This window comes from Rodentibacter sp. JRC1, assembly GCF_020521555.1.
Lineage (GTDB): Bacteria > Pseudomonadota > Gammaproteobacteria > Enterobacterales > Pasteurellaceae > Rodentibacter > Rodentibacter abscessus.
Genome location: NZ_BPWA01000001.1, coordinates 2,148,303 through 2,169,363 on the forward strand (window position 1 = coordinate 2,148,303; position 21,061 = coordinate 2,169,363).

A 21,061-nucleotide genomic window follows, 5' to 3' on the forward strand; every position below is an offset into this window, starting at 1 on the left:
AATATTTTTCGAATAAATACAAGTTTGCAAAATAGCTTAATTTAAACGTATTGTATTTCCCCATTGAATAAAATCAGGGTGTAGAGAAATCGGTGTGGCATGGCAGTTGTAGATATAATACGCTTCAACATCATAGCCGAAGCCTTCTGGGGAAGAGGCGGAGAGTTCTCCGTCATCAATATAGCGACCATATTCTGAATTTAATTGACGGCGTAATGCTTCAATATTATGAATCCATTTTTTCCCTGCTTTTAAAAAATAACGCCCACGATAGGCTTTGGGGTCTTGAATTTCAACAAAACCTAAAGATAAAGCAAGTAATTCACTTTGAGTATAAGGTTGAAAAATAGTAGGAGATGTTTTTACGGGGAGCGTATAAGTAGAATATTGCATTATTATCTCCTATTGAGGCTAAATCATAAGAGAATAATAAAGAAAAATAAGAAAAAATGATGAAAATGCAAATTTGTAAAAAGCCCTTTTACTTTTCAGTAAAAGGGCTTTTTTTTATCAAAGAAATGTTAAGAAGTGAGAAATATTATTTTGAATTTTATCTAAATTAATTTCATCAACAAATAAAGTATAAGTCGTATCAATGACGGGTAGAGAATAAATAGAAGGATTATGCTTATCTACAAATAAATATTTTTGTAATGCTTTATTTAATTGATTGCTTGATTCTGAAAATCTATTCTTAGAAGGTGGATAAATATCTTGAAAAATAGTTTGATCAAGCGGTTCAATTAAACCTAATTCTTGCTTAATTTTATCGGTATCTCCTGTTTTAATATAATCATAAATCTCAAAATATAAACGAACAAAAGGCAATTCATAATATTTATATCGATAGCCATACACTTTACAAATCGCACAAGTTAATAAAAGTGCATAGGGTTTTGCCGCCAACTTAATAGGTTTATCTAATGCACCTAGCTTAACTTTTCGTTCATCTATTGGCGATAAAAAGGTGATACTTGGTTTTTCAATCAACCGCTGAGCTTGTTCAACTGATTGGCTGTAGGTAATCTTTTGTTTTAGTAATTGCTCAGAAACACCTCCGCTTAATCCTAATCTTACCCAAGGAATTTCAGCTAGCATTACTTTAGCCGTAGAAGCATCAAGCTCTTTACCATCACGATCGGTAATTAAATATTGACGTGGTTTTGGATAATAAAAATTTTCTAGCATTTCAAATTTCGAAGAGACTAAAACGTGAGAAAGACTATCTTGTTCACGACCATAAAGTGATAAGGCATAACCTAAGAAAAAGCCCATTGTTTTACGACCGCCTGCAATGGAAATATGCACTGCACTTTGTTCATCTTTGCAAAGATCACCCACTAAAGAAACGATTTGGTCGGACGCAAGTGTATTTTCCTCAGGCGTGCGAATATCTACTAAAAACTGACCGCTCTTATCTTTTAATACCTCAATACAGCTTTCATCAAAATGAATATCTGTAAATCCGTATTGCTGACCATAATCTAAAACAAATTCTGCTATCGCTCCTTGGCCGACTTTACGTCCCCCCTCGATACCTAGCAAGGATTTCATCAACTTATTCTTACCTTGTAAAGTGGTGATCACTTTAATTTCTGTTGGAATAAAGCCTTTTTCCGTTACTAATGCAAATAAAGTTTCAGTAACAACAGCGGGCGACATACCTGTTACGGAAAGTAAAATGCGTTTGTTATATTCAATTTCTTTTTTCATTTGAATTACCCTATCCATTCTTGTAGCTTTTGTTTAAGGCGTTGAACATCTTTACCATCAATAATAGTAATATTATAAGTTTTTGCACGATTTTTTGTGGCATCAGGTACAGGGAAGTAACTCACTAAACATTTCTTAGTCATCAATCCACCGTAATCTTTTAATGTTTCCAATTTATACAAAATATCTTCAGCTTTAACACTATTCCCTTTATCTAAAAGTTGTGTTTTACATTCGATAATGTGAAGTTTATTTTTTGCTAAAAACAAAACATCAAATTCATTCATATTACCTTTATTTTCATTACTATAGGCATTCTTATCTAAACGATATTTATTATTTGCTACTTCACAACTTAGGGCATAATCTTGAACTTTAGCAATTTGTTTCACTTGTTTTAAAGTATATTCTTCCAACCAGCCACCGCTAACTAAATCACGGTAGTTTTTACCGATAAAATCAATGGTATCATCTTTAAGTTTTATTAAACCTACATCATTAAACTTATTAATAATATTTATAAAATATTGAATTTTAATATCCTTACTTTCTTTAAATTTATATCCTGTTTGCTGTGATAAAGTTGCACTTTTATTTAGCAAGGGAATTTCATTTTTATAATCATCATACCTTATAATTAATTCATTAACTATTTCCTGTTGAATTTTGTTTAGTTGTACTTCTCCTTTATTTAAAATTTTTGCCCCATAAGAAGCTAAATAGTCATTTAAATCATTTTTTGCATTAATAGAGAAATCTGAAATCCATTTATTTTCATTATTTTTAGAAATAAATATAATGCGATTTTCATCCGTATCCATATAAAAGACAGGCTTACCAATTAATTCAAAGGCTTTTTGGGCGGCTATTGCTAACAGTTTTGTTCCACCTGTAACATTTAGTCCAATAGAAATGTTAGAATCTTCATATTTTTCTAAAAGAGAAAGTAAATAATCCGACATTTCACCAAAATTAAAAATATCAGGAATATGCTCTTGTTGAACTCTCACACCTTTATCTTTAAAGACTTTTTCAAGATAATTTGCCTGATTTTTCATTTGAGGAGAAACTAAAAAAATAGCTTCCTTTGGTTTAAATTGAGGATCTAAAATTGGAAGTAAGTTTGGTGCTGCTTGCCCTGAAATTAAACAAACCTGAATATCAAAATATGCCATAAAAGCCTCCTAACGCTTTTCAATAAAAAATTCTTGTAGCTGACAACCTTGTTGATTGAGTTGTTCGCAAGTAAGTTCTTTGCCACGCTGTTCAAACTGAACATTGACAGATAAAAAATAAAACTTAGCCCCTCTTTGACACACTTCTGCGGCTAAATGAACAGGCAAAGTACCAATGACCGTATCATTGGTTTGAATTTTATTCACATCTAAATGTTCAATAAAGTGATCGATTCGAATGTTTTGTTGAGAAATCCATTCAATCGCCCCTAAATGTCGAGAAATAAACCAAACAGCCATACATCACACCTTTATCTATCTTAAAGAGCGGTTTATTTTACTGAGTTTTTTACGCTTTTCCGATTTTACAAACTTGCAAATTTTAGAGAAATTATCTAGGAGATTCTAAAACTAGTAACCGTTCAGTAGTTTCATAGCTTACTCTTTAAAGGGAACCACTATTCTTTTTTCTGTAAATTATCCCTTCCTTCTCCTGATTTCGAATATATTCCCATAGCGTATGATTTTTATAGCAGACTTTGTCTGGCCATAATAAAAACGACGCTTATTAAAACGTCGTTTTTATATTAGAAAATCACAGAGCCTACGATACTTCTTGTTTCTTCTTTCACTTCCGTGAGTTTTACTTTGATCAGATCACCGATTTTATAAGCACGTTCACCTTTGATATAAAGGGCGATTTCGTCTGAGTTTACCTGCATTTCTTCTTTGTTATTGTGAAGGGTTGAGGCGGGAACGAACATTGATGCGCCGTTTTCTAATGACTGCACACGTAAGCCGCCACGCATTACATCTTGTACTTCCGCCTCAAATTCCGCATTTTCAGCAACTTTATCGGCAAGATAGCGGCAATATAGCCAATCTGCAATATCACGTTCAACCAAACGATTTTGGCGGCGTGCCTCTTGTAAACGCGCTAAAACTTCATCTTGCGGTTTTTCACAAGTTTGTTGGGCGAGAACGGCTTTAATTAAGCGGTGGTTCACCATATCCGAGTATTTACGAATCGGTGATGTCCAAGTCGCATAGCCTTCTAAACCTAAGCCGAAGTGCGGTGCTAATTCGGCTTTAAATTCGGCAAAGGTTAAATAACGGCGTAAACGAAGTTCCAAATAATCGCCTTCAATCGGCTCAATATCGTGGCGCATTTGGCAATAGCCGTTTAAAGTTGCCAGATTTTCCACAGAATAACGTTTTGCCAGTTCCGCTTGGTTTTCTTCATTGCTTAAATTTGCCATTAAGAAATGATGGGCGTTTTCTAAGAATTTTTTATCAAACCCGCTGTGAGTGTTGAAGATTCCCGTTTGGGCATTTTCGTTTAGAAATTGTGCTGCGCAAATATTGGCGATAATCATCGATTCTTCCACCATTTGATTTGCAATACGGCGATGTTCGGCTTTGATTTCTTGTACCTTACCATTTTCAGCAAGTACAAAAGAGTAGTCCGGTTTTTCTTTAAATAATAAAGAATGGGTTTTGCGCCAGTTTATGCGCGCAAGGGTGAATTGGTGTAAACGGTGAATTTGTTCGGCAATTTCATTGGTTTCCGGCTGCCAGGCGTTAGGGGTTTGTTCTAAATAATCGGAAACGTGGTTATAAACCAATTTTGCTTTAGATTGTACATGGGCGGAAACAAAGTGCGGTTTAGCCGTAATGTTACCTTGTAAATCCGTTTCGATATAGCAAACCAGTGCAGGGCGGATTTCATTTGCCATTAAGGAACAAAGTTTGTCTGATAATTCACGGGGTAACATTGGAATATTGAAACCCGGTAAATAGTTGGTGAAACAACGCTGTTTAGCATCTTTTTCAATTTGAGAATCAAGAGCGATATAGGCTGTCGGATCGGCAATCGCCACAACCAATTTCCAGCCGATTTGTTCGCCATTTTGCTCAATCGGCTCAATGTAAAGCGCATCATCCATATCTTGCGTTCTTTCACTGTCTATGGTGATGAAATGAAGTGCGGTCAAATCTTCGCGAGTTTGTTGGTCCAACATTTCATAACGATCCGCTCCTTGTACCGGATAACGTGATTGCTCGTGGCGTGCAAGAGTTACCCACCAAGGCGCAAATTCATCATCGGCTCTGCAAATAAACTGATTAATGGTTGCGTAGAAAAAGCGATCATCTCTCAATGGATGGGTTTTTAAATTGGCGACCACCCAGTCGCCTTCTTGCAATTCTTCTTTTACGGCTTTTGGTTGCTGTGCGCCAATCGGCTGATTAATACTTGGGTGATCCACCAATACTTGTAATTTCTTGTCTTTATTGAACCGCACTTTGGCGATAAAACGCGTGAGCATCGGTTCAATTAGTGATTCCGGTTCTGCTTGTTCTTTATCACCTTGCTTTTCAATGGTGGCGGCAATTTTATCGCCGTGCATGACTTTTTTCATTGCAGGCGGTGCAATGAAATAGGTTTTTTTATCACATTCTAAAAAACCGTAGGCTTTATCCGTGCCTTTTACGATGCCTTCCACACGTTCTTTGCTGTCGTGAATTTGTTGTTTGAGTTGTGCAAGTAGAGGATTATCTTGAAACATAGTGATTATTTATGGTTGGGGCGTATATTATACGCACTTACAAAATGGAAAAGGCAGGTTATTCAAACCTGCCGATAAATCGTAATAAAATATTATTCTTCGCCTAATTCGCCCATTGCGGTGATGCTGAAACCTGCGTCTACATGAACGATTTCACCGGTAATGCCGGAGGCTAAATCGGAACATAAAAATGCGGCGGAATTACCCACATCTTCAATGGTGACGGTGCGGCGTAATGCAGCGGTTTTCTCAAATGCGGAAAGCATTTTTTTGAAGTTTTTAATGCCTGATGCCGCTAAAGTACGGATTGGACCGGCGGAAATCGCATTCACACGAATGCCCTCTTTACCCAAATCTGCAGCCATTACACGGGTTGCCGCTTCTAACGAAGCTTTCGCTAAACACATTACGTTGTAGTTAGGAATTGCACGTTCTGCCCCTAAGTAAGAGAGGGTCAATAATGCCGCATTCGGATTTAAGTATGGACGGGCAGCTTGTGCCATCGCAACGAAGCTGTACGCACTAATATCATGTGCAATGCGATAGCCTTCACGGGTTGCCGCATTCACATAATCACCATCTAATTGATCGCCCGGTGCAAATGCGATGGCGTGAACGAAACCGTCAAATTTATCCCAGTGTTTGCTGAGTTCCGCAAAGCAGTTTTGAATGCTTTCATCTGTTGCAACATCTAACGGAAGCACGATATCAGAACCAAATTCTTTGGCAAATTCTTCTACTCGCGGTTGTAATTTATCGTTTAAATAAGTGAAAGCAAGCTCTGCGCCTTGTTCTTTCATTGATTTTGCAATGCCATAAGCAATGGAACGGTTGCTTGCAAGACCTGTAACTAAAATTCGTTTACCTGTTAAGAAACCCATAATTTTTCCTGTTTGTTGAATAAAAAATTTTGCGAATTATATCCGTTTTACTTAGTTTGAGCAATGAAGCGACTTTTGGTTGAACCAGTCGTTTATGGTGAATAAAATTATTAATGCCTCAATTTAATTCATGGTAATTTTTACGCAGGATTGTCAATATCCTTAAATTCCACCTCAAACCCATATTCTTTTGCAAGCCATTCCCCCAAGGCTTTAATTCCGTAACGTTCCGTGGCGTGATGGCCTGCCGCAAAGAAGTGAATATTTTGTTCACGGGCGGAATGAATGGTTTGCTCAGATACTTCACCGGTAATAAAAGCATCGCAACCTTGCATCGCGGCTAGATCAATATAACCTTGTCCACCGCCGGTACAAATCCCGATTTTGCGAATTAAGTGCGGTCCGTTTTCGGTGCAAATTAAAGGTTTTCGATTTAGTACGCTTTCAATTCGTGCCGTAAAATCTGCTGCTGAAATCGGTTCGCGCAACGTTCCCCAAACGGGAATACTGGTCGGGCTGTTTTCCAATGGTTGCAAGTTTTCAATTCCTAATAACATAGCCAGTTGCGCATTATTGCCGAGTTTGGGGTGGATATCTAAAGGCAAATGGTAGCCGTATAAATTAATGTCATTAATCAACAAAGTTTTAATGCGTTTGCCTTTCATTCCACGAATGCAAGGATTTTCGCTTTTCCAAAAATAGCCGTGATGAACCAAAATCGCATCTGCTTTTTGCGAAACGGCGTAATCAATTAAAGCTTGACTGGCGGTTACTCCCGTGACGATTTTTTTGACATCGGTTTTGCCTTCAACTTGCAAACCGTTCGGTGCGTAATCACTAATTTTGTCCGAATTGAGTTTTTGATTGAGAAGTTGTTCTAATTCAAGGTTGTTCATAATGAAAAAGAGTGAGAAAAAGGTGAGATATAGTACTACGAAAAAAACCGGTTTGTGCAAAGAAATTTAAGAGAAATGCGCTAAGTTTTTTTATTTTATTCAATGCCGATTAATTTATGGGTTTGTAAACTCAGCTGCCACTTCGGTTTATTGAGGCGTTGGTTGAGTTGACCGAGTTGGGTTATGGTTTCCAGTAAATTCATTTTGCCGTTAATTTCACAAGGCGAGAGATAGTAATGCTTAGCTTGAATTTTTTGTTCGATCAATTCGCAAAAGGAAAACACGTTTTCATCAGCGACAATACGTACTTCGTCAGCAAATTCGATACAACGTTGTTCATATTTGTGTGCATAAAGTCGTTTGGGGCTGGTGGCGATATAGTCAATTTGTAAAGGAACGGGTTTTAAACCGTTGGTTTCGATGGCAAGAAAATAACCCTCGGTTTTAAATTGCGCAAGTAGAAATTCGAGTTGGGGCACGATGGTCGGTTCTCCGCCGGTGATGATAATATTCTTTGCTGAAAATGACCGCACTTTTTCCAAAATTTGTGAAGCCGACCAACGCTCAAATTCATTATAAGGCGTATCACACCACGGACAGGTAAGATTGCATTTGCCGAAGCGCACGAAAATGCTTGGCATACCGGTGTTAAAACCTTCCCCTTGTAAGCTTTCAAAGATTTCTACAATATTAAAGTGCGGTTCTAAATTGCGCTGATTTTGTGCCACGTTTATTCTCCGTATTCACAAAATGATGTGGGGGTTTCCCATAATCGGACAGCAGAAACGGGAAGTTTTTCATCATATTTCAAACGATTAAAAATAAAACGCGCTATTTCTTCTGCGGTGGTACGAAAAGGAACGCCAAAGGTTTTGGAATCAAGTTCTTGCAAAAGCGTTGCAATTTTGCTTTCCCGTTCGCTTGTTTCATCATAAATAAAAGCGTGATCCATTGGATCTAAAATGGTTTTTTTTACCACGGTTTTTAAATCGGAAAAATCAATCACCATCGATTTTTTAGCACCGACTTCGGATAAATCACCGGAAATTTCCACTTGTAATTTATAGGTGTGACCATGCAAATTTTGACACTTTCCATCGTGCCCATCTAATAAATGAGCCATATCAAAGCTGAATTCTTTAGAAACTTTAAACATATTACTCACCTTTTTGTGCCAGATATTCTGCTAAACCTTTATCTCGCAATCTACAACTTGGACATTTACCGCAGCCATTTTCTATGCCTTCATAGCAGGTGTGGGTATGATGGCGAATGTAATCCAGCGCACCCAGTTCATCGGCAAGCTGCCAAGTTTGCGCTTTGGTAAGATACATTAATGGCGTTTTGATGTTGAATTGATAGTCCATCGCCAAATTGAGCGTAACATTCATTGATTTAATGAATACATCTCGGCAGTCGGGATAACCGCTGAAATCGGTTTCACATACGCCGGTGATAATATCTTGAATATCTTTCCCTTTGGCATAAATCGCCGCATAAAGTAAAAATAAGGCATTGCGTCCATCAACGAACGTATTCGGCAATTCGTTGTTTTTTTGTTCGATTTTCGTGTTCTCATTCATCAACGCATTGTTTGTAATGGCTTTGATGACGGAAGTATCGATTAAAGTTTGTTTTATACCGAGATCTTGTGCGATCCAACGTGCTTTTTCCAGTTCAATAGCGTGGCGTTGACCGTATTGGAATGTAATAACTTCAACATTTTTCTTGCCATAATCGGCAAGGGCTTGAAATAGGCAAGTGGTGGAATCTTGTCCACCGGAAAAGATCACCAGTGCTTTGCGATCTTGATTAGGATTTGAAATATTCATATTTTGTACCTAGTTTTTTTATGTAGGAGGTTTGCGAACTACAAATTAAGAGGGCGCATTGTAGGTGGAACAGGCAATTTTGGCAAGTTTTAGCGGATTTCTATTGAAATAAATTAAAAAAATTTAAAATAAGGGCTTGATTAAAGTATTCTTTTCAGCGTAAACTCAGACCCATGTAAAAAACAGGAATTTTATTATGACAATTATTCGCACTCATCATCTTCACCATCACACCTGATTATCTTTCGGGCGTTTTGGCATGGTCGGAAGATAATATCCATCTTCCGAGTGCGAAAAATACCATAAGCAAATAACCCCTCGGAAGGCGACTTTCGAGGGGTTTGTTTTTATCTAAACTTAATAACTATAGGAAAACAATATGACAAATACAACGAATACACAGGAGCGTCTTCGCATTGCTATGCAAAAAAAAGGGCGTTTAAGTCAAGACTGTGCCACCCTATTGAAACAATGTGGGGTCAAAATCAACTGGAATGAACAACGCTTAATCGCCTATTCAGAAAATATGCCAATAGAAATTTTGCGTGTGCGTGATGACGATATTCCGGGCTTAATTTTTGATGGTGTGGTCGATTTAGGTATTCTAGGTGAAAACGTACTGGAAGAGGAAGAATTAGGGCGTATTGCCAGCGGTGAAAATGTCGAGTATAAAAAATTACGCACGCTTGATTTTGGCGGTTGTCGCTTATCTTTAGCCATTGATCGTGATCGAAATTACAACGGCATACAAGATCTTGAAAACGCTCGTATCGCCACTTCTTACCCGAATCTTCTCAAACGCTATATGAAACAAAAAGGTGTGCCGTTTAAAAGCTGTTTACTCACCGGTTCTGTGGAAGTCGCACCGAGTGCGGGGATTGCTAACGCCATTTGTGATTTAGTTTCTTCCGGCGCAACTCTTGAAGCGAACGGTTTAAAAGAAGTGGAAGTGATTTATCGTTCCAAAGCCTGTCTTATTCAGCGTGCCGAGCCTTTATCGGAAAGTAAACAAGCGCTTGTAAATAAACTTCTTACCCGCATCCAAGGGGTACAACAAGCGGTGGAAAGCAAATATATTATGCTTCACGCGCCAAAAGAGAAATTAGCGGAAATTACAGCACTGTTGCCCGGGGTTGAAAATCCGACTATTCTGCCTTTAGCAACAGATAGCGCAAAGGTTGCAATGCACGTTGTCAGCCAAGAAAATCTCTTTTGGGAAACCATGGAACAACTGAAAGCAATTGGGGCAAGCTCGATTTTAGTGTTGCCGATTGAAAAAATGATGAGTTAAAGTGCGGTCGATTTTAGCGATCTTTTTGCAAAAAGGGGAAATAATGAATATTTATTGCGTACTGTTTAATGGCTATGAAAGCCTAGATTTGGTTGGAGCGGTAGCATTTTTACACCGCTTGCCGAATGCCTCCCTACATTATATTTCCACTGATGGAGGAGAAATCAAAAGTTCACAGGGAATTATTAGCTCGACCCAAAAGCTCGACTCGCTCCTACCCAACAGCCTATTGTTGGTGGTAGGTGGACAAGGCACAAGGGCATTAGTCAATGATACTCAATTTATCGATACCCTCACAAAATGGGTTAAACAAGCTGCATTTTGTCTTTGCGTTTGCACTGGCTCGGCATTGGTAGCAAAAACGGGGTTACTTAATCACCTCCCTGCCACCTCTAATAAACGAGCTTTTGAATGGGTGAAAAATGTTAATCCAAAGGTAAATTGGCAGGCGATTGCCCGTTGGGTAAAAGCGGACAAATTTTATACCTCATCAGGCGTTTCAGCAGGAATGGATATGGTGCTAGGTTTCATTGCAGATCAATTTAACGAAACCTTAGCGATACAACTTGCCAATCAACTCGAATATCGCTGGCAAAACGATCCTCAACTTGATCTTTTTGCTGAACTTTATGGTTATAGCTAGCGATCAACTTTTGTTAAAACTTACAAAAACAAGACCGCTTACTGGCATCACTTTAAATAAAAAGACGAAAGGAAACTAAAAATGCAAACACTTATCTGGAACAACTTAAATCCAACCGAAAAACTAACCGCACTTTCTCGCCCAGCACAGATGGTTGGTGAGCAGATCAAACAAGCGGTCGAAGAAATTCGTGAAAATGTCAAAGCCAATGGCGATAAAGCATTATTTGAGCTAGGCGAAAAATTTGACAAAGTAAAATTAGACCGCTTGTCGGTGTCTGCAGAGCAGATTGAGGCGGCTTGCCAACGCATTTCCCCCGAATTAAAAGCCGCCATTGCTAATGCAAAAGAAAACATCACCCGCTTTCACCAAGCCCAATTACCGCAAGAAGTGGATTTAGAAACCCAAGCAGGTGTACGTTGCCAAGTCGTTACCCGTCCGATCAATCGGGTTGGCTTGTATATCCCCGGTGGTTCTGCTCCGCTTTTTTCTACGGTGTTAATGCTTGCCATTCCAGCCCAAATCGCAGGCTGTAAAAAAATCGTGCTTTGTTCACCGCCACCGATTGCCGATGAAATTCTTTACACGGCTCAACTTTGTGGCGTGCAAACCATTTATGCGGTGGGCGGGGCTCAAGCAGTATTTGCAATGGCTTATGGCACGGAAAGCGTGGCTCAAGTGGATAAAATTTTCGGGCCGGGCAATGCCTTCGTTACCGAAGCGAAACGCCAAGTTCAGCAACAAGGCACAGCGATTGATATGCCAGCCGGGCCTTCGGAAGTGCTAGTGATTGCCGATGAATTTGCAGATCCTGATTTTGTCGCGAGCGACTTACTCTCTCAAGCAGAACACGGGGCGGATAGCCAAGTGATTTTAGTGACCCCAAGCGAAACACTCGCAAAACAGACCGCACTTTCCATTGAAAAACAGCTTGCCCAATTACCTCGGGCAGAAACAGCTCGTAAAGCCCTCTCTCATAGCCGAATTTTTATTGCTGAAAGCCTTAAACAAGCGGTCGAAATTAGCAACGAATATGCCCCTGAACATTTGGTGGTGCAAACGGAAAACGCCCGAGCGTTATTGCCTGAACTCGACAACGCAGGCTCAATTTTCTTAGGGGCATACAGCCCTGAATCAATGGGCGACTATGCTAGCGGCACTAACCACGTTTTGCCAACCTACGGCTACACTCGCACCACCTCAAGCCTAGGCTTGGCAGACTTCAGCAAACGAATGACCGTGCAAGAACTCACCCCACAAGGCTTTCAAGATCTCGCCCCAACCGTAATGCAAATGGCACAGGCGGAGCAACTTGAGGCTCATAAGCAGGCGGTGAGTATTCGGTTGGCGAAGATTAACAACTAAATAAAAGGTAACTACTATGCTAAACACAACAAATATCCATCATTTATCTCGAAAAAATATCCAAGCCTTAACGCCTTACCAATCCGCTCGCCGATTGGGGGGCAATGGCGATGTGTGGCTCAATGCCAATGAATACCCCACCTCGCCTGATTTAAATTTAAAGGAACGGATTTTTAACCGCTACCCCGATCCACAACCTCAAGCGGTAATCGAGGGCTATGCTCGCTATGCAGGTGTCGCCCCCGAAAATGTACTGGTCAGCCGTGGCGGTGATGAAAGCATTGAGCTGATTATCCGAGCTTTTTGTGAGGCGGACGATGCGGTGCTGTATTGCCCACCAACCTACGGAATGTATGCCGTCAGTAGCGAAACCTGCGGCATTACCACCAAAACCGTGCCTTTGACGGCGGATTTCCAACTGAATTTACCCGAAATTGAACGCAATCTTAACGGCGTAAAAGTGGTGTTTGTGTGCAGCCCGAATAACCCAACGGGCAATCTGATCAAGCGGTCGGATTTACTCGAACTTTTGCAAATGACCGTCAACCGTGCCATTGTGGTGGTGGATGAAGCCTATACCGACTTCTGCCCTGAAGCCACCCTTGCTAACGAATTGGTGAATTTCCCACATCTTGCCATTATCCGCACTCTCTCCAAAGCCTTTGCCCTTGCTGGCTTACGCTGTGGTTTTACTTTGGCAACCCCCGAACTCATTGGTATTTTGCAAAAGGTGATTGCCCCTTATCCGCTGCCTGTGCCTGTGGCGGATTTAGCCGCTCAAGCCTTAAGCCAACAGGGCATTGAGCAAGTGCAACAACGTGTTAATAACGTGCTGGAAAATCGGCAAAAACTGATCGAAAATCTGCAAAAATGCCCAAATGTCGTGAAGATTTTTGAGAGCGAAGCTAATTATATTTTGGTGAAATTTAAAGACAGTCAAAAGGTGTTTAAAACTTTGTGGGAACAAGGCATCGTATTGCGAGATCAGCACAAGGCTCTTGGGCTTTCGGATTGTATTCGCATTACCATAGGTACGGCAGAAGAAAACCGAAAGGTGGTAGAAGCGATTGTGAAATCCCCCTAAATCCCCCTAAATCCCCCTTTTTCAAAGGGGGACTTGATAGGTAAAAGTGTTTATTTAAAAAGGGAAATTTGAATAAAGAGAAAATATATTTTTACTAATTAAAACTCCCCTTTTTCAAAGGGGGAATATAAGGGAGATTTAAAATATGGAAGAATATGCTCGACATTTAAAACCTGTTTCCAGAATATTACGCCATAATATGACGGAAGCAGAACAACTTCTTTGGCAACGGATACGCCATAAACAGTTATGCAGTTTACAAGTTTATCGTCAAAAACCTCTGTTGAACTATATTGTAGATTTTTACTGCCCTAAAGCAAAATTAGTGATTGAGTTAGATGGCTCTCAACATAATCAGCCCGACCAGCGAGAAAAAGATATTCTTAGAGATCAAGAACTCGCTTCGCTCGGAATTAAAGTTTTACGTTTTCCTAATTCAATGATTTTTAATGATCTTGAAAAAGTGATTGAAATCCTTGAAAAGGAAATAAAATCAAAATCCTCCTAGATATTAGAAAGTCCCCCTTTGAAAAAGGGGGATTTAGGGGGATTTCAAAATACAGGAGAAAACTATGCAACCAACATTATTTATCGACCGTGATGGCACGTTAATTGACGAGCCAAAAACAGACTTTCAAATCGACAACCTTGAAAAACTCAAGCTAGAAAAAAATGTCATTCCCGCCTTGCTAAAATTGCAAAAAAACTACCGCTTGGTGATGGTGAGCAATCAAGATGGATTGGGAACGGCATCATTTCCGCAAGAAAATTTTGACAAACCGCACAATACGATGATGGCGATTTTCAGCTCACAGGGTATTGAATTTGATGATGTGTTGATTTGCCCACACAAGCCTGAAGATGGCTGTGATTGTCGCAAACCCAAAACCAAATTACTGGAGCAATATATTTGCAAAAACTTGTTCGATCCTGACCGCTCTTTTGTGATTGGCGACCGAGCGACCGATGTACAATTGGCGGAAAATCTTGGGATTCAAGCATTGCAATATCACCCCGATAATTTGAACTGGGATCATATCAGCGAAAAATTACTGGCTGAAAATGTTGCTCAAAATCCGAATGAACCTCGTTATGCGGAAGTGGTTCGCACCACCAAAGAAACGGATATTAAAGTGCAGGTTTGGCTTGATGAAGCGGGCGTAAATAACATTCACACGGGTGTGGGCTTTTTCGACCATATGCTCGACCAGATCGCCACCCACGGCGGCTTTAGAATGAATGTCTCCTGCAAAGGCGATTTACATATTGACGAACATCACACCGTAGAAGACACCGCATTAGCATTAGGAGCAGCGTTAAAACAAGCCCTAGGCGACAAGCGAGGTATCCAGCGGTTTGGGTTTGTGTTGCCGATGGACGAATGCAAGGCAGAATGTACCCTCGATTTATCTGGGCGACCTTACATCAAATTCAAAGCGAAATTTAGCCGTGATAAAGTGGGCGATTTCAGCACGGAAATGACCGAACATTTCTTCCAATCCCTCGCTTTCGCCCTAATGGCAACCCTTCATTTAAAAGTGAAAGGCGACAATGCCCACCACCAAATCGAAAGCCTGTTTAAAGCCTTTGGACGCACCTTAAGACAGGCTATCCGAGTAGAAGGAAATGCATTGCCGAGTAGTAAAGGGGTGTTATAATTTAAATCCTGCAATTAGTTGGATGCAATATTTGTGTCCTTACTAAATACTAAACTAAGATTTACTGGAGAATAATAAAGATGAAAAATGAATTAAAAGAAGCATTATTACCACTATATGAAGAAATTAATTTTTCTGATTTCAGTACCACTGATTTATGTATATTTAATGTTCAAGTGGGTAGCGAGTGGGAAAAAGAGAATGGTTTACTTTTTGTAGGTAAAGCAGTAAATGGGTGGAAAAGCATTTCAGAAGGAATAGAAAGTTTATTTGATTATGATAAAGAGCCTTTGGAATGGGTGGAAAAGAATGTAAATAAAGAGAATTACAATACCAATCGTTCTGCTTTTTGGAGAATAATAAAGAAAATATCACAGCAAGTATTAAATGATGAAAAAACTTGGTATAAAAAAATTGCTTGGTCTAATTTATGTAAGGTTTCACCAAATAAAGGAAATCCTAATACAGCTGATTTCTATAAACAAGAAGGTCTTTGTAAGAAGATTCTTCAGAAAGAAATAGAAATATTAAAGCCTAAAGCTGTAATTTTATTTACTTCAGATTGGGACATTCTAGGTGTTAATGATAATGAATTTGAAGAAATAAGTAAGGAAAATTGGGAAGATACATTTTCTGTTTTATATAAAAAAGGGAATATTTTTTATATTCATTCAGATCACCCACAAGGAAAACCTGAAGAAGCCCATAAAGAAGCTATTTATAAATTATTAACTGAAATAAATAATGACCGTAATTAAAAAACTATGCGAAACCTCATCATCATCAACACAGGCTGTGCAAACCTGTCATCGGTAAAATTTGCATTCGACCGTTTGGGGTTTCAAGCGGAAATTAGTCGTGATTTAGACAAAATCAAATCAGCGGATAAGTTGTTGCTTCCTGGTGTGGGAACAGCACAAGCGGCGATGAAGATTTTGCAAGATCGCAATTTGATCGAAATCATCCGAAACGCCACACAACCTATACTCGGTATTTGCCTAGGAATGCAGCTACTCACGAATTTTTCTGAAGAGGGTGATGTTGAAACTTTAGGCATTATCCCAACTCATACGCAAAAATTTCCTGACTGTGGGCTACCGTTGCCTCATATGGGCTGGAACGAAGTAAAATTTGCCGAAAATTCACCGCTCTTTGCGGGCATTCCACAAAATTCGCACTTCTATTTCGTACATAGTTATGCGGTGTTACCCAATCAGTACACGATAGCTACCTGTGATTACGGTATCCCATTCTCCGCTGCTCTACAAAAAGGGAATTTCTACGGCGTACAATTTCACCCCGAACGCTCGGGTAAAGTCGGTTCGCAATTATTGCGTAATTTTATGGAAAATCTGTGAGCAAGATCGCAAAACTCATATAACTGTTTTTATAAACAGTTATATGTTTGCTAAAATGCTGTTGATTTATCCATAATTAAAGGAAATAGAATGAGCGAAGTAAAATTATTTGAAAATCAACAGGTGCGATCTGTGTGGGATAACGAGCAGGAAGAATGGCTATTTAGCGTGATTGATATAGTAGCCATTTTAACTGAAAGTGATAAGCCTCGGGATTACTGGTATCGTGTGAAAAAACGGATGTCAGATGAAGAAAGATCTGAGTTGTCGACAATTTGTCGACAACTGAAACTAAAATCTTCTGATGGAAAATTTTATAAAACCGACGTGGCTGATATGCAAGGCATTCTCCGTATTATTCAATCCATTCCTAGCCCAAAAGCCGAGCCTTTTAAAATGTGGCTAGCAGAGGTTGGGAAAGAACGTTTAGATGAAATTGTTGATCCGGAACTCACAATTGACAGAGCCTTACAAGCTTATCTGCAAAAAGGCTATTCTCGAGAGTGGATTAATCAACGCCTGCAAGCCATTCAAGTTCGCAAAGAACTTACGGATACTTGGCAAGACCACGGCGTTCAAGCAGGGCGGGAATATGCAATTTTAACCGATGAAATTACTCAGGCGTGGTCGGGAATGAAAACCCGAGAATATAAGGATTTCAAAGGGTTAAAAAAGGAAAATTTGCGAGATAATATGTCCACTACAGAACTGGTGCTGAATATGCTTGCCGAAGCTGCCACCAAAGATATTACCCAAATCAGTCACCCTCAAGGATTAGAAGCAAATCGCCAAGTCGCTAAACGAGGGGGAAATGTGGCAAAAATTGCCCGTCAAAGTTTAGAACAAGAAACAGGACAACCCGTCATTACTCGCAAAAATGCGATTGATTTTGCCCGCCTGTTAAGGGTGGTAAGTCAAAAAATTGAGGATAAAAGCAATAAGTGATTAAAGTTAAATAAAACCTTGAATATATAAGCCTTTTAATTATAGTAGGAAAAGAAAAATGTTAGCAGATGCTTTACTTATTATTGATATGCAAAATGCGGTTTGTTTTCAGCAAGAGAAAATTTATCATTTTGATGAATTAGTAACCTTGATAAATCATCGTATTGATGAATATGATAAAAATCATAAACCGATTATTTTTGTGCAACATTCTGATAAGAATTTATTAAAAAATACCAAAGAATGGGAAATTATTGATCATTTACAAAAAAATAAAGCTGATTATTTTATTGATAAACATTTTTCCAGTGCATTTTACCAAACAGAATTAGATAACTTATTGAAACAATTAAATATTGAAAATTTAGAAATTTGTGGGGCAGAAACGCCATTTTGTATCGAAGCAACACTCCAATCTGCTCATTTGCTTGGTTATAAATTACAGATGAAGAAAGGAGCGACAACAACTAATTATACGCAATTTATGACGGCTGAAAATACGATTAAACATTATGAAACAATTTGGGGCTATGATCCTCGTTTTTTAACACTATTCGAGTAATATCAAGCGGTCAAATTTACCTAAAATTTTACAAAAATAAGGAACAAACAATGCAAACATCACAAATTATCCCCGCCCTTGACTTAATTGATGGTCAGGTGGTGCGGTTGCACCAAGGGGACTATGGCAAGCAGACAAATTATTCCTCAAATCCGACTGCTCTTTTTGCGGATTATGTGGCACAAGGGGCGAAGCAGTTGCATTTGGTGGATTTAACGGGGGCGAAAGACCCTACCAAACGCCAAACGAAGCTAATTGGCAAGATTATTCGTGCGACAAATTGTCCTGTTCAAGTGGGCGGAGGGATTCGCACCGAACAAGATGTCGCAGATTTATTAGCCGTTGGAGCAAACCGAGTTGTGATCGGCTCAACCGCTGTGAAGCAGCCTGAAATAGTGAAAGGCTGGTTTGAAAAATATGGGGCGGAGAAATTCGTGTTAGCGTTGGATGTGAATATCAATGAACAAGGCGAAAAGCTGATTGCCATTAGCGGTTGGCAAGAAAATTCGGGCGTATCCCTTGAGGCGTTAATTAAAGATTTTCAAACGGTGGGATTACAACACGTTTTATGTACCGATATTTCCAAAGATGGAACGCTTTCTGGCTCAAATGTGGCGTTATACCGTGAAATTTGTGCAGAATTTCCCGAGGTTGCCTTTCAATCCTCTGGCGGTATCGGCTCGTTGGACGATGTGAACGCCTTAAAAGGCACAGGGGTGGCAGGCGTGATTATCGGTCGGGCATTGTTGGAAGGAAAATTCGACGTAAAAGGAGCGATTGAATGTTGGCAAAACGTATAATTCCGTGCTTGGATGTAAAAGATGGGCAAGTCGTGAAAGGCGTGCAATTTCGCAACCACGAAATTATCGGCGAAATTCAACCGCTTGCACAGCGCTATGCACAAGAAGGGGCAGATGAGCTGGTCTTTTATGACATCACTGCCTCGTCAGATGGTCGCACGGTGGATAAAAGCTGGGTGGCTCGCATTGCTGAGGTGATTGATATTCCCTTTTGTGTCGCGGGGGGAATCAAAACCATTGAAGATGCGGAGAAAATTTTTGCTTTTGGGGCAGATAAAATTTCGATCAATTCCCCCGCCCTTGCTGATCCAAACCTAATTAGTCGGCTAGCAGATCGTTTTGGCGTGCAGGCGATTGTAGTCGGCATTGATAGCTGGTTTGAGGCGGAAACAGGTAAATGTTGGGTCAATCAATATACGGGCGATGAAACTCGCACTCGTCAAACAAATTGGCAGCTACTTGACTGGGTACAAGAGGTGCAGACTCGTGGAGCGGGCGAAATTGTGCTGAATATGATGAATCAAGACGGTGTTCGCAAAGGTTACGATTTAGAACAACTTAAAAAAGTGCGGTCGGTTTGCCAAGTGCCTTTAATTGCTTCAGGGGGGGCAGGGGAAATACTGCATTTTAAAGACGCTTTTGAGGTGGGCGTGGACGGAGCATTGGCAGCGAGTGTGTTTCATAAACGGATTATTGAAATTGGTGAGTTGAAAAATTATTTAACGCAATATTCCATTCCAATTCGTTTTTGACGGGGAAATAAAATGAAAGAAATAGGCTATGTTGTAGGCGGTCTTTTTATTCTCTTTTTTTGCATTGGGCTTATTCTTCCTAAGAAAAAACGAACGTATAAAAAAGAACCGTCTTATTCTCAAATGAAAGAAAATAAATTAGATATCATCGCTAATTCTGTTTATGAAAAACAGAGCGTAATGAATAAAGAAGAATTTATTTTATTTCAGAAATTACAACAATATTTGAATGAACACTACGCTCATCAATTTCGATTATTTATCCAAACGGGATTAGGCAGTTTTATTCGAGTAACAAAAGGCGATGCTTATAAAGTAATAGGTTATATGCGTGCTGATTTTTTGATTACCAATCGTTTTGGTATTGCGGTGGCTGTGATTGAATATCAAGGTGGGCGGCATTATCAGCATAAAAATACCGCAGAACGAGATGCCATTAAAAAAGAGGTTTGCCGCAGAAATCAAATTGAATATATTGAATTTAAGCCAAATTACGGCGAATTAGAATTTCAATTACTTGCTAAAACATTAGACGCATATTTTAATCAGGAAAGACAATGTTAAAAACCGACCAAATCAACTGGCAAAAAGTCGATCATTTACTCCCAGTTATCGTACAAAATATCTACACGAGCGAGGTGCTAATGCTCGGTTATATGAATGAAGAAGCCCTTGTGAAAACCCTTGATGAAAGACGAGTTACGTTTTTTTCTCGCACCAAACAACGGCTTTGGACAAAGGGGGAAACTTCAGGGCATTTTTTAAATGTGGTGGATATGAGCTTGGATTGTGATAACGATACACTCTTGATCCTTGCCGACCCGATTGGCGAAACCTGCCACACAGGGGCGGAAAGTTGTTTCCATCAATTCAGTCAGCAAGCGGTGCAAAATTGGGCGTTTTTTGCCAAATTAGAACGCACCCTTGCCGAACGCCAAAATGCTGACCCAGAAAGTTCTTACACCGCTAAACTTTATGCCAAAGGTACAAAGAAAATTGCTCAGAAAGTAGGGGAAGAAGCGGTGGAAACCGTGTTGGCGGCAATGGAAGGGGATCGAGAAGAGATAATTTCAGAAATAGCTGATCTGACTTATCATTTAACCGTGCTACTGCACGATGCCAATCTTGAATGGGGCGATGTGATTTATAAGCTCAATGAACGTCATCAAGGCATTGGATTACACCCTGAGGGTTCGAATAAATAACGCAATTTAGATAGCTTAAATTGTGCTATAATCCGTCCAAGTTTTATCGTTATAGAGGTTAATATTATGAAAAAATTATTTCTTGTGATTGCCGGTGTGCTGATAATTTCAGCATGTGCGAATAAAGATGTCTATTTCAATGGCTCGGAAGGTTCTCACTCTGGTATGAAATTTGATAAAAATACTCGTCATTGGGGTGTAAATAAATAATCTAATTGTTTAAAGTGCGGTCAATTTTGACCGCACTTTTTCTAGGATGAGGTTCACGTATTTAACTAAGATAGAGTGGCATCTCATATCGGTTGATAGTCGTTGAAATATTTAGAAAATAATT

The 21,061-nt window shown here is 39.5% G+C and carries 25 protein-coding genes, 1 riboswitch and 1 other annotated feature; of the genes, 15 read left to right on the forward strand and 10 right to left on the reverse strand.

Annotated features, from left to right (window positions below; genetic code table 11):
- Nucleotides 1–36: 36 nt before the first annotated feature.
- The 10 genes from HEMROJRC1_RS09800 to queC form a co-directional block, all read right to left on the reverse strand.
- Nucleotides 37–393 carry a hypothetical protein gene (locus tag HEMROJRC1_RS09800; protein WP_226692733.1) on the reverse strand — a complete coding sequence of 119 codons (357 nt, stop codon included), beginning with the start codon at nucleotides 391–393 and terminating at the stop codon, nucleotides 37–39.
- 117 nt (nucleotides 394–510) lie between these two features.
- Nucleotides 511–1,713: a CRISPR-associated ring nuclease Csm6 gene (gene csm6 / locus HEMROJRC1_RS09805; RefSeq protein WP_226692734.1), complete on the reverse strand. Its 1,203-nt coding sequence runs from the start codon at nucleotides 1,711–1,713 to the stop codon at nucleotides 511–513.
- A 5-nt stretch (nucleotides 1,714–1,718) separates the two neighbouring features.
- Complete coding sequence (locus HEMROJRC1_RS09810; RefSeq protein WP_226692735.1) at nucleotides 1,719–2,888, reverse strand: Card1-like endonuclease domain-containing protein; 1,170 nt, start codon at nucleotides 2,886–2,888, stop codon at nucleotides 1,719–1,721.
- A 9-nt stretch (nucleotides 2,889–2,897) separates the two neighbouring features.
- Nucleotides 2,898–3,188, reverse strand: a complete 291-nt coding sequence (gene csx16, locus HEMROJRC1_RS09815) for a CRISPR-associated protein Csx16 (RefSeq protein ID WP_226692736.1) — start codon at nucleotides 3,186–3,188, stop codon at nucleotides 2,898–2,900.
- Nucleotides 3,189–3,475: 287 nt separating this feature from the next.
- Nucleotides 3,476–5,455: an exoribonuclease II gene (rnb, locus tag HEMROJRC1_RS09820; protein ID WP_226692737.1), complete on the reverse strand. Its 1,980-nt coding sequence runs from the start codon at nucleotides 5,453–5,455 to the stop codon at nucleotides 3,476–3,478.
- Between the two features lie 92 nt (nucleotides 5,456–5,547).
- A complete protein-coding gene (locus tag HEMROJRC1_RS09825; RefSeq protein ID WP_077417232.1) occupies nucleotides 5,548–6,336 on the reverse strand; it encodes an enoyl-ACP reductase in 789 nt (262 codons plus the stop codon).
- A gap of 140 nt (nucleotides 6,337–6,476) precedes the next feature.
- Nucleotides 6,477–7,232, reverse strand: coding sequence for a Nif3-like dinuclear metal center hexameric protein (locus tag HEMROJRC1_RS09830; protein ID WP_226692738.1), 756 nt, complete (start codon nucleotides 7,230–7,232; stop codon nucleotides 6,477–6,479).
- Nucleotides 7,233–7,327: 95 nt separating this feature from the next.
- Nucleotides 7,328–7,960, reverse strand: a complete 633-nt coding sequence (locus HEMROJRC1_RS09835) for a 7-carboxy-7-deazaguanine synthase QueE (protein WP_226692739.1) — start codon at nucleotides 7,958–7,960, stop codon at nucleotides 7,328–7,330.
- 2 nt (nucleotides 7,961–7,962) lie between these two features.
- Nucleotides 7,963–8,388 (reverse strand): 6-carboxytetrahydropterin synthase QueD, encoded by a 426-nt coding sequence (gene queD, locus HEMROJRC1_RS09840; RefSeq protein ID WP_226692740.1) that lies wholly within the window; start codon nucleotides 8,386–8,388, stop codon nucleotides 7,963–7,965.
- A gap of 1 nt (nucleotide 8,389) precedes the next feature.
- A complete protein-coding gene (gene queC / locus HEMROJRC1_RS09845; RefSeq protein ID WP_226692741.1) occupies nucleotides 8,390–9,064 on the reverse strand; it encodes a 7-cyano-7-deazaguanine synthase QueC in 675 nt (224 codons plus the stop codon).
- A 3-nt stretch (nucleotides 9,065–9,067) separates the two neighbouring features.
- Nucleotides 9,068–9,112, reverse strand: a riboswitch (PreQ1 riboswitch).
- A gap of 168 nt (nucleotides 9,113–9,280) precedes the next feature.
- Nucleotides 9,281–9,412, forward strand: a sequence feature (His leader region).
- Between the two features lie 31 nt (nucleotides 9,413–9,443).
- Here queC and hisG point away from each other — a divergent pair.
- The 15 genes from hisG to HEMROJRC1_RS09920 all read left to right on the forward strand — a co-directional run bounded on the left by hisG (nucleotide 9,444) and on the right by HEMROJRC1_RS09920 (nucleotide 20,937).
- Nucleotides 9,444–10,355, forward strand: a complete 912-nt coding sequence (gene hisG, locus HEMROJRC1_RS09850; RefSeq protein ID WP_226692742.1) for an ATP phosphoribosyltransferase — start codon at nucleotides 9,444–9,446, stop codon at nucleotides 10,353–10,355.
- 43 nt (nucleotides 10,356–10,398) lie between these two features.
- A complete protein-coding gene (locus HEMROJRC1_RS09855; protein ID WP_226692743.1) occupies nucleotides 10,399–10,998 on the forward strand; it encodes a DJ-1/PfpI family protein in 600 nt (199 codons plus the stop codon).
- 81 nt (nucleotides 10,999–11,079) lie between these two features.
- Nucleotides 11,080–12,363 carry a histidinol dehydrogenase gene (gene hisD, locus HEMROJRC1_RS09860; protein ID WP_226692744.1) on the forward strand — a complete coding sequence of 428 codons (1,284 nt, stop codon included), beginning with the start codon at nucleotides 11,080–11,082 and terminating at the stop codon, nucleotides 12,361–12,363.
- A 16-nt stretch (nucleotides 12,364–12,379) separates the two neighbouring features.
- Nucleotides 12,380–13,447, forward strand: coding sequence for a histidinol-phosphate transaminase (gene hisC, locus HEMROJRC1_RS09865; RefSeq protein WP_226692745.1), 1,068 nt, complete (start codon nucleotides 12,380–12,382; stop codon nucleotides 13,445–13,447).
- 145 nt (nucleotides 13,448–13,592) lie between these two features.
- Nucleotides 13,593–13,955, forward strand: a complete 363-nt coding sequence (locus HEMROJRC1_RS09870) for an endonuclease domain-containing protein (RefSeq protein WP_226692746.1) — start codon at nucleotides 13,593–13,595, stop codon at nucleotides 13,953–13,955.
- Between the two features lie 64 nt (nucleotides 13,956–14,019).
- Nucleotides 14,020–15,105, forward strand: a complete 1,086-nt coding sequence (gene hisB, locus HEMROJRC1_RS09875; protein ID WP_226692747.1) for a bifunctional histidinol-phosphatase/imidazoleglycerol-phosphate dehydratase HisB — start codon at nucleotides 14,020–14,022, stop codon at nucleotides 15,103–15,105.
- Between the two features lie 80 nt (nucleotides 15,106–15,185).
- Nucleotides 15,186–15,863, forward strand: coding sequence for a uracil-DNA glycosylase family protein (locus tag HEMROJRC1_RS09880; RefSeq protein WP_226692748.1), 678 nt, complete (start codon nucleotides 15,186–15,188; stop codon nucleotides 15,861–15,863).
- Nucleotides 15,864–15,869: 6 nt separating this feature from the next.
- The gene (gene hisH / locus HEMROJRC1_RS09885) at nucleotides 15,870–16,463 is read left to right on the forward strand and encodes an imidazole glycerol phosphate synthase subunit HisH (RefSeq protein WP_226692749.1); all 594 of its coding nucleotides are present in this window, start codon (nucleotides 15,870–15,872) and stop codon (nucleotides 16,461–16,463) included.
- Nucleotides 16,464–16,553: 90 nt separating this feature from the next.
- Entirely contained in the window at nucleotides 16,554–17,408 is an 855-nt protein-coding gene (locus HEMROJRC1_RS09890; protein WP_226692750.1) for a BRO family protein, read from the forward strand.
- A 58-nt stretch (nucleotides 17,409–17,466) separates the two neighbouring features.
- Complete coding sequence (locus HEMROJRC1_RS09895) at nucleotides 17,467–17,970, forward strand: isochorismatase family protein (RefSeq protein ID WP_226692751.1); 504 nt, start codon at nucleotides 17,467–17,469, stop codon at nucleotides 17,968–17,970.
- Nucleotides 17,971–18,020: 50 nt separating this feature from the next.
- Nucleotides 18,021–18,770, forward strand: a complete 750-nt coding sequence (gene hisA, locus HEMROJRC1_RS09900; protein ID WP_226692752.1) for a 1-(5-phosphoribosyl)-5-[(5-phosphoribosylamino)methylideneamino]imidazole-4-carboxamide isomerase — start codon at nucleotides 18,021–18,023, stop codon at nucleotides 18,768–18,770.
- Nucleotides 18,752–19,522 carry an imidazole glycerol phosphate synthase subunit HisF gene (gene hisF, locus HEMROJRC1_RS09905; protein WP_226692753.1) on the forward strand — a complete coding sequence of 257 codons (771 nt, stop codon included), beginning with the start codon at nucleotides 18,752–18,754 and terminating at the stop codon, nucleotides 19,520–19,522. Before hisA ends, hisF begins: the two co-directional genes overlap by 19 nt.
- A gap of 12 nt (nucleotides 19,523–19,534) precedes the next feature.
- Nucleotides 19,535–20,086, forward strand: a complete 552-nt coding sequence (locus HEMROJRC1_RS09910) for a DUF2726 domain-containing protein (RefSeq protein WP_226692754.1) — start codon at nucleotides 19,535–19,537, stop codon at nucleotides 20,084–20,086.
- Complete coding sequence (hisIE, locus tag HEMROJRC1_RS09915) at nucleotides 20,080–20,727, forward strand: bifunctional phosphoribosyl-AMP cyclohydrolase/phosphoribosyl-ATP diphosphatase HisIE (protein WP_226692755.1); 648 nt, start codon at nucleotides 20,080–20,082, stop codon at nucleotides 20,725–20,727. The genes HEMROJRC1_RS09910 and hisIE overlap by 7 nt, the downstream gene beginning before the upstream one ends.
- A 66-nt stretch (nucleotides 20,728–20,793) precedes the next feature.
- Nucleotides 20,794–20,937, forward strand: coding sequence for a hypothetical protein (locus HEMROJRC1_RS09920; RefSeq protein WP_226692756.1), 144 nt, complete (start codon nucleotides 20,794–20,796; stop codon nucleotides 20,935–20,937).
- The last annotated feature ends 124 nt before the right edge of the window (nucleotides 20,938–21,061 follow it).

Coding starts and splice junctions, on each gene's coding strand:
- queD (WP_226692740.1), bottom strand. CDS start 8,388: ATGTTTAAAGTTTCTAAAGAATTCAGCTTTGATATGGCTCATTTATTA.
- HEMROJRC1_RS09825 (WP_077417232.1), bottom strand. CDS start 6,336: ATGGGTTTCTTAACAGGTAAACGAATTTTAGTTACAGGTCTTGCAAGC.
- HEMROJRC1_RS09895 (WP_226692751.1), top strand. CDS start 17,467: ATGTTAGCAGATGCTTTACTTATTATTGATATGCAAAATGCGGTTTGT.
- csm6 (WP_226692734.1), bottom strand. CDS start 1,713: ATGAAAAAAGAAATTGAATATAACAAACGCATTTTACTTTCCGTAACA.
- HEMROJRC1_RS09800 (WP_226692733.1), bottom strand. CDS start 393: ATGCAATATTCTACTTATACGCTCCCCGTAAAAACATCTCCTACTATT.
- HEMROJRC1_RS09890 (WP_226692750.1), top strand. CDS start 16,554: ATGAGCGAAGTAAAATTATTTGAAAATCAACAGGTGCGATCTGTGTGG.
- HEMROJRC1_RS09880 (WP_226692748.1), top strand. CDS start 15,186: ATGAAAAATGAATTAAAAGAAGCATTATTACCACTATATGAAGAAATT.
- hisH (WP_226692749.1), top strand. CDS start 15,870: ATGCGAAACCTCATCATCATCAACACAGGCTGTGCAAACCTGTCATCG.
- rnb (WP_226692737.1), bottom strand. CDS start 5,455: ATGTTTCAAGATAATCCTCTACTTGCACAACTCAAACAACAAATTCAC.
- hisC (WP_226692745.1), top strand. CDS start 12,380: ATGCTAAACACAACAAATATCCATCATTTATCTCGAAAAAATATCCAA.
- hisG (WP_226692742.1), top strand. CDS start 9,444: ATGACAAATACAACGAATACACAGGAGCGTCTTCGCATTGCTATGCAA.
- HEMROJRC1_RS09830 (WP_226692738.1), bottom strand. CDS start 7,232: ATGAACAACCTTGAATTAGAACAACTTCTCAATCAAAAACTCAATTCG.
- HEMROJRC1_RS09810 (WP_226692735.1), bottom strand. CDS start 2,888: ATGGCATATTTTGATATTCAGGTTTGTTTAATTTCAGGGCAAGCAGCA.
- HEMROJRC1_RS09855 (WP_226692743.1), top strand. CDS start 10,399: ATGAATATTTATTGCGTACTGTTTAATGGCTATGAAAGCCTAGATTTG.
- HEMROJRC1_RS09870 (WP_226692746.1), top strand. CDS start 13,593: ATGGAAGAATATGCTCGACATTTAAAACCTGTTTCCAGAATATTACGC.
- csx16 (WP_226692736.1), bottom strand. CDS start 3,188: ATGGCTGTTTGGTTTATTTCTCGACATTTAGGGGCGATTGAATGGATT.
- queC (WP_226692741.1), bottom strand. CDS start 9,064: ATGAATATTTCAAATCCTAATCAAGATCGCAAAGCACTGGTGATCTTT.
- HEMROJRC1_RS09910 (WP_226692754.1), top strand. CDS start 19,535: ATGAAAGAAATAGGCTATGTTGTAGGCGGTCTTTTTATTCTCTTTTTT.
- hisF (WP_226692753.1), top strand. CDS start 18,752: ATGTTGGCAAAACGTATAATTCCGTGCTTGGATGTAAAAGATGGGCAA.
- hisB (WP_226692747.1), top strand. CDS start 14,020: ATGCAACCAACATTATTTATCGACCGTGATGGCACGTTAATTGACGAG.
- HEMROJRC1_RS09920 (WP_226692756.1), top strand. CDS start 20,794: ATGAAAAAATTATTTCTTGTGATTGCCGGTGTGCTGATAATTTCAGCA.
- hisIE (WP_226692755.1), top strand. CDS start 20,080: ATGTTAAAAACCGACCAAATCAACTGGCAAAAAGTCGATCATTTACTC.
- hisD (WP_226692744.1), top strand. CDS start 11,080: ATGCAAACACTTATCTGGAACAACTTAAATCCAACCGAAAAACTAACC.
- hisA (WP_226692752.1), top strand. CDS start 18,021: ATGCAAACATCACAAATTATCCCCGCCCTTGACTTAATTGATGGTCAG.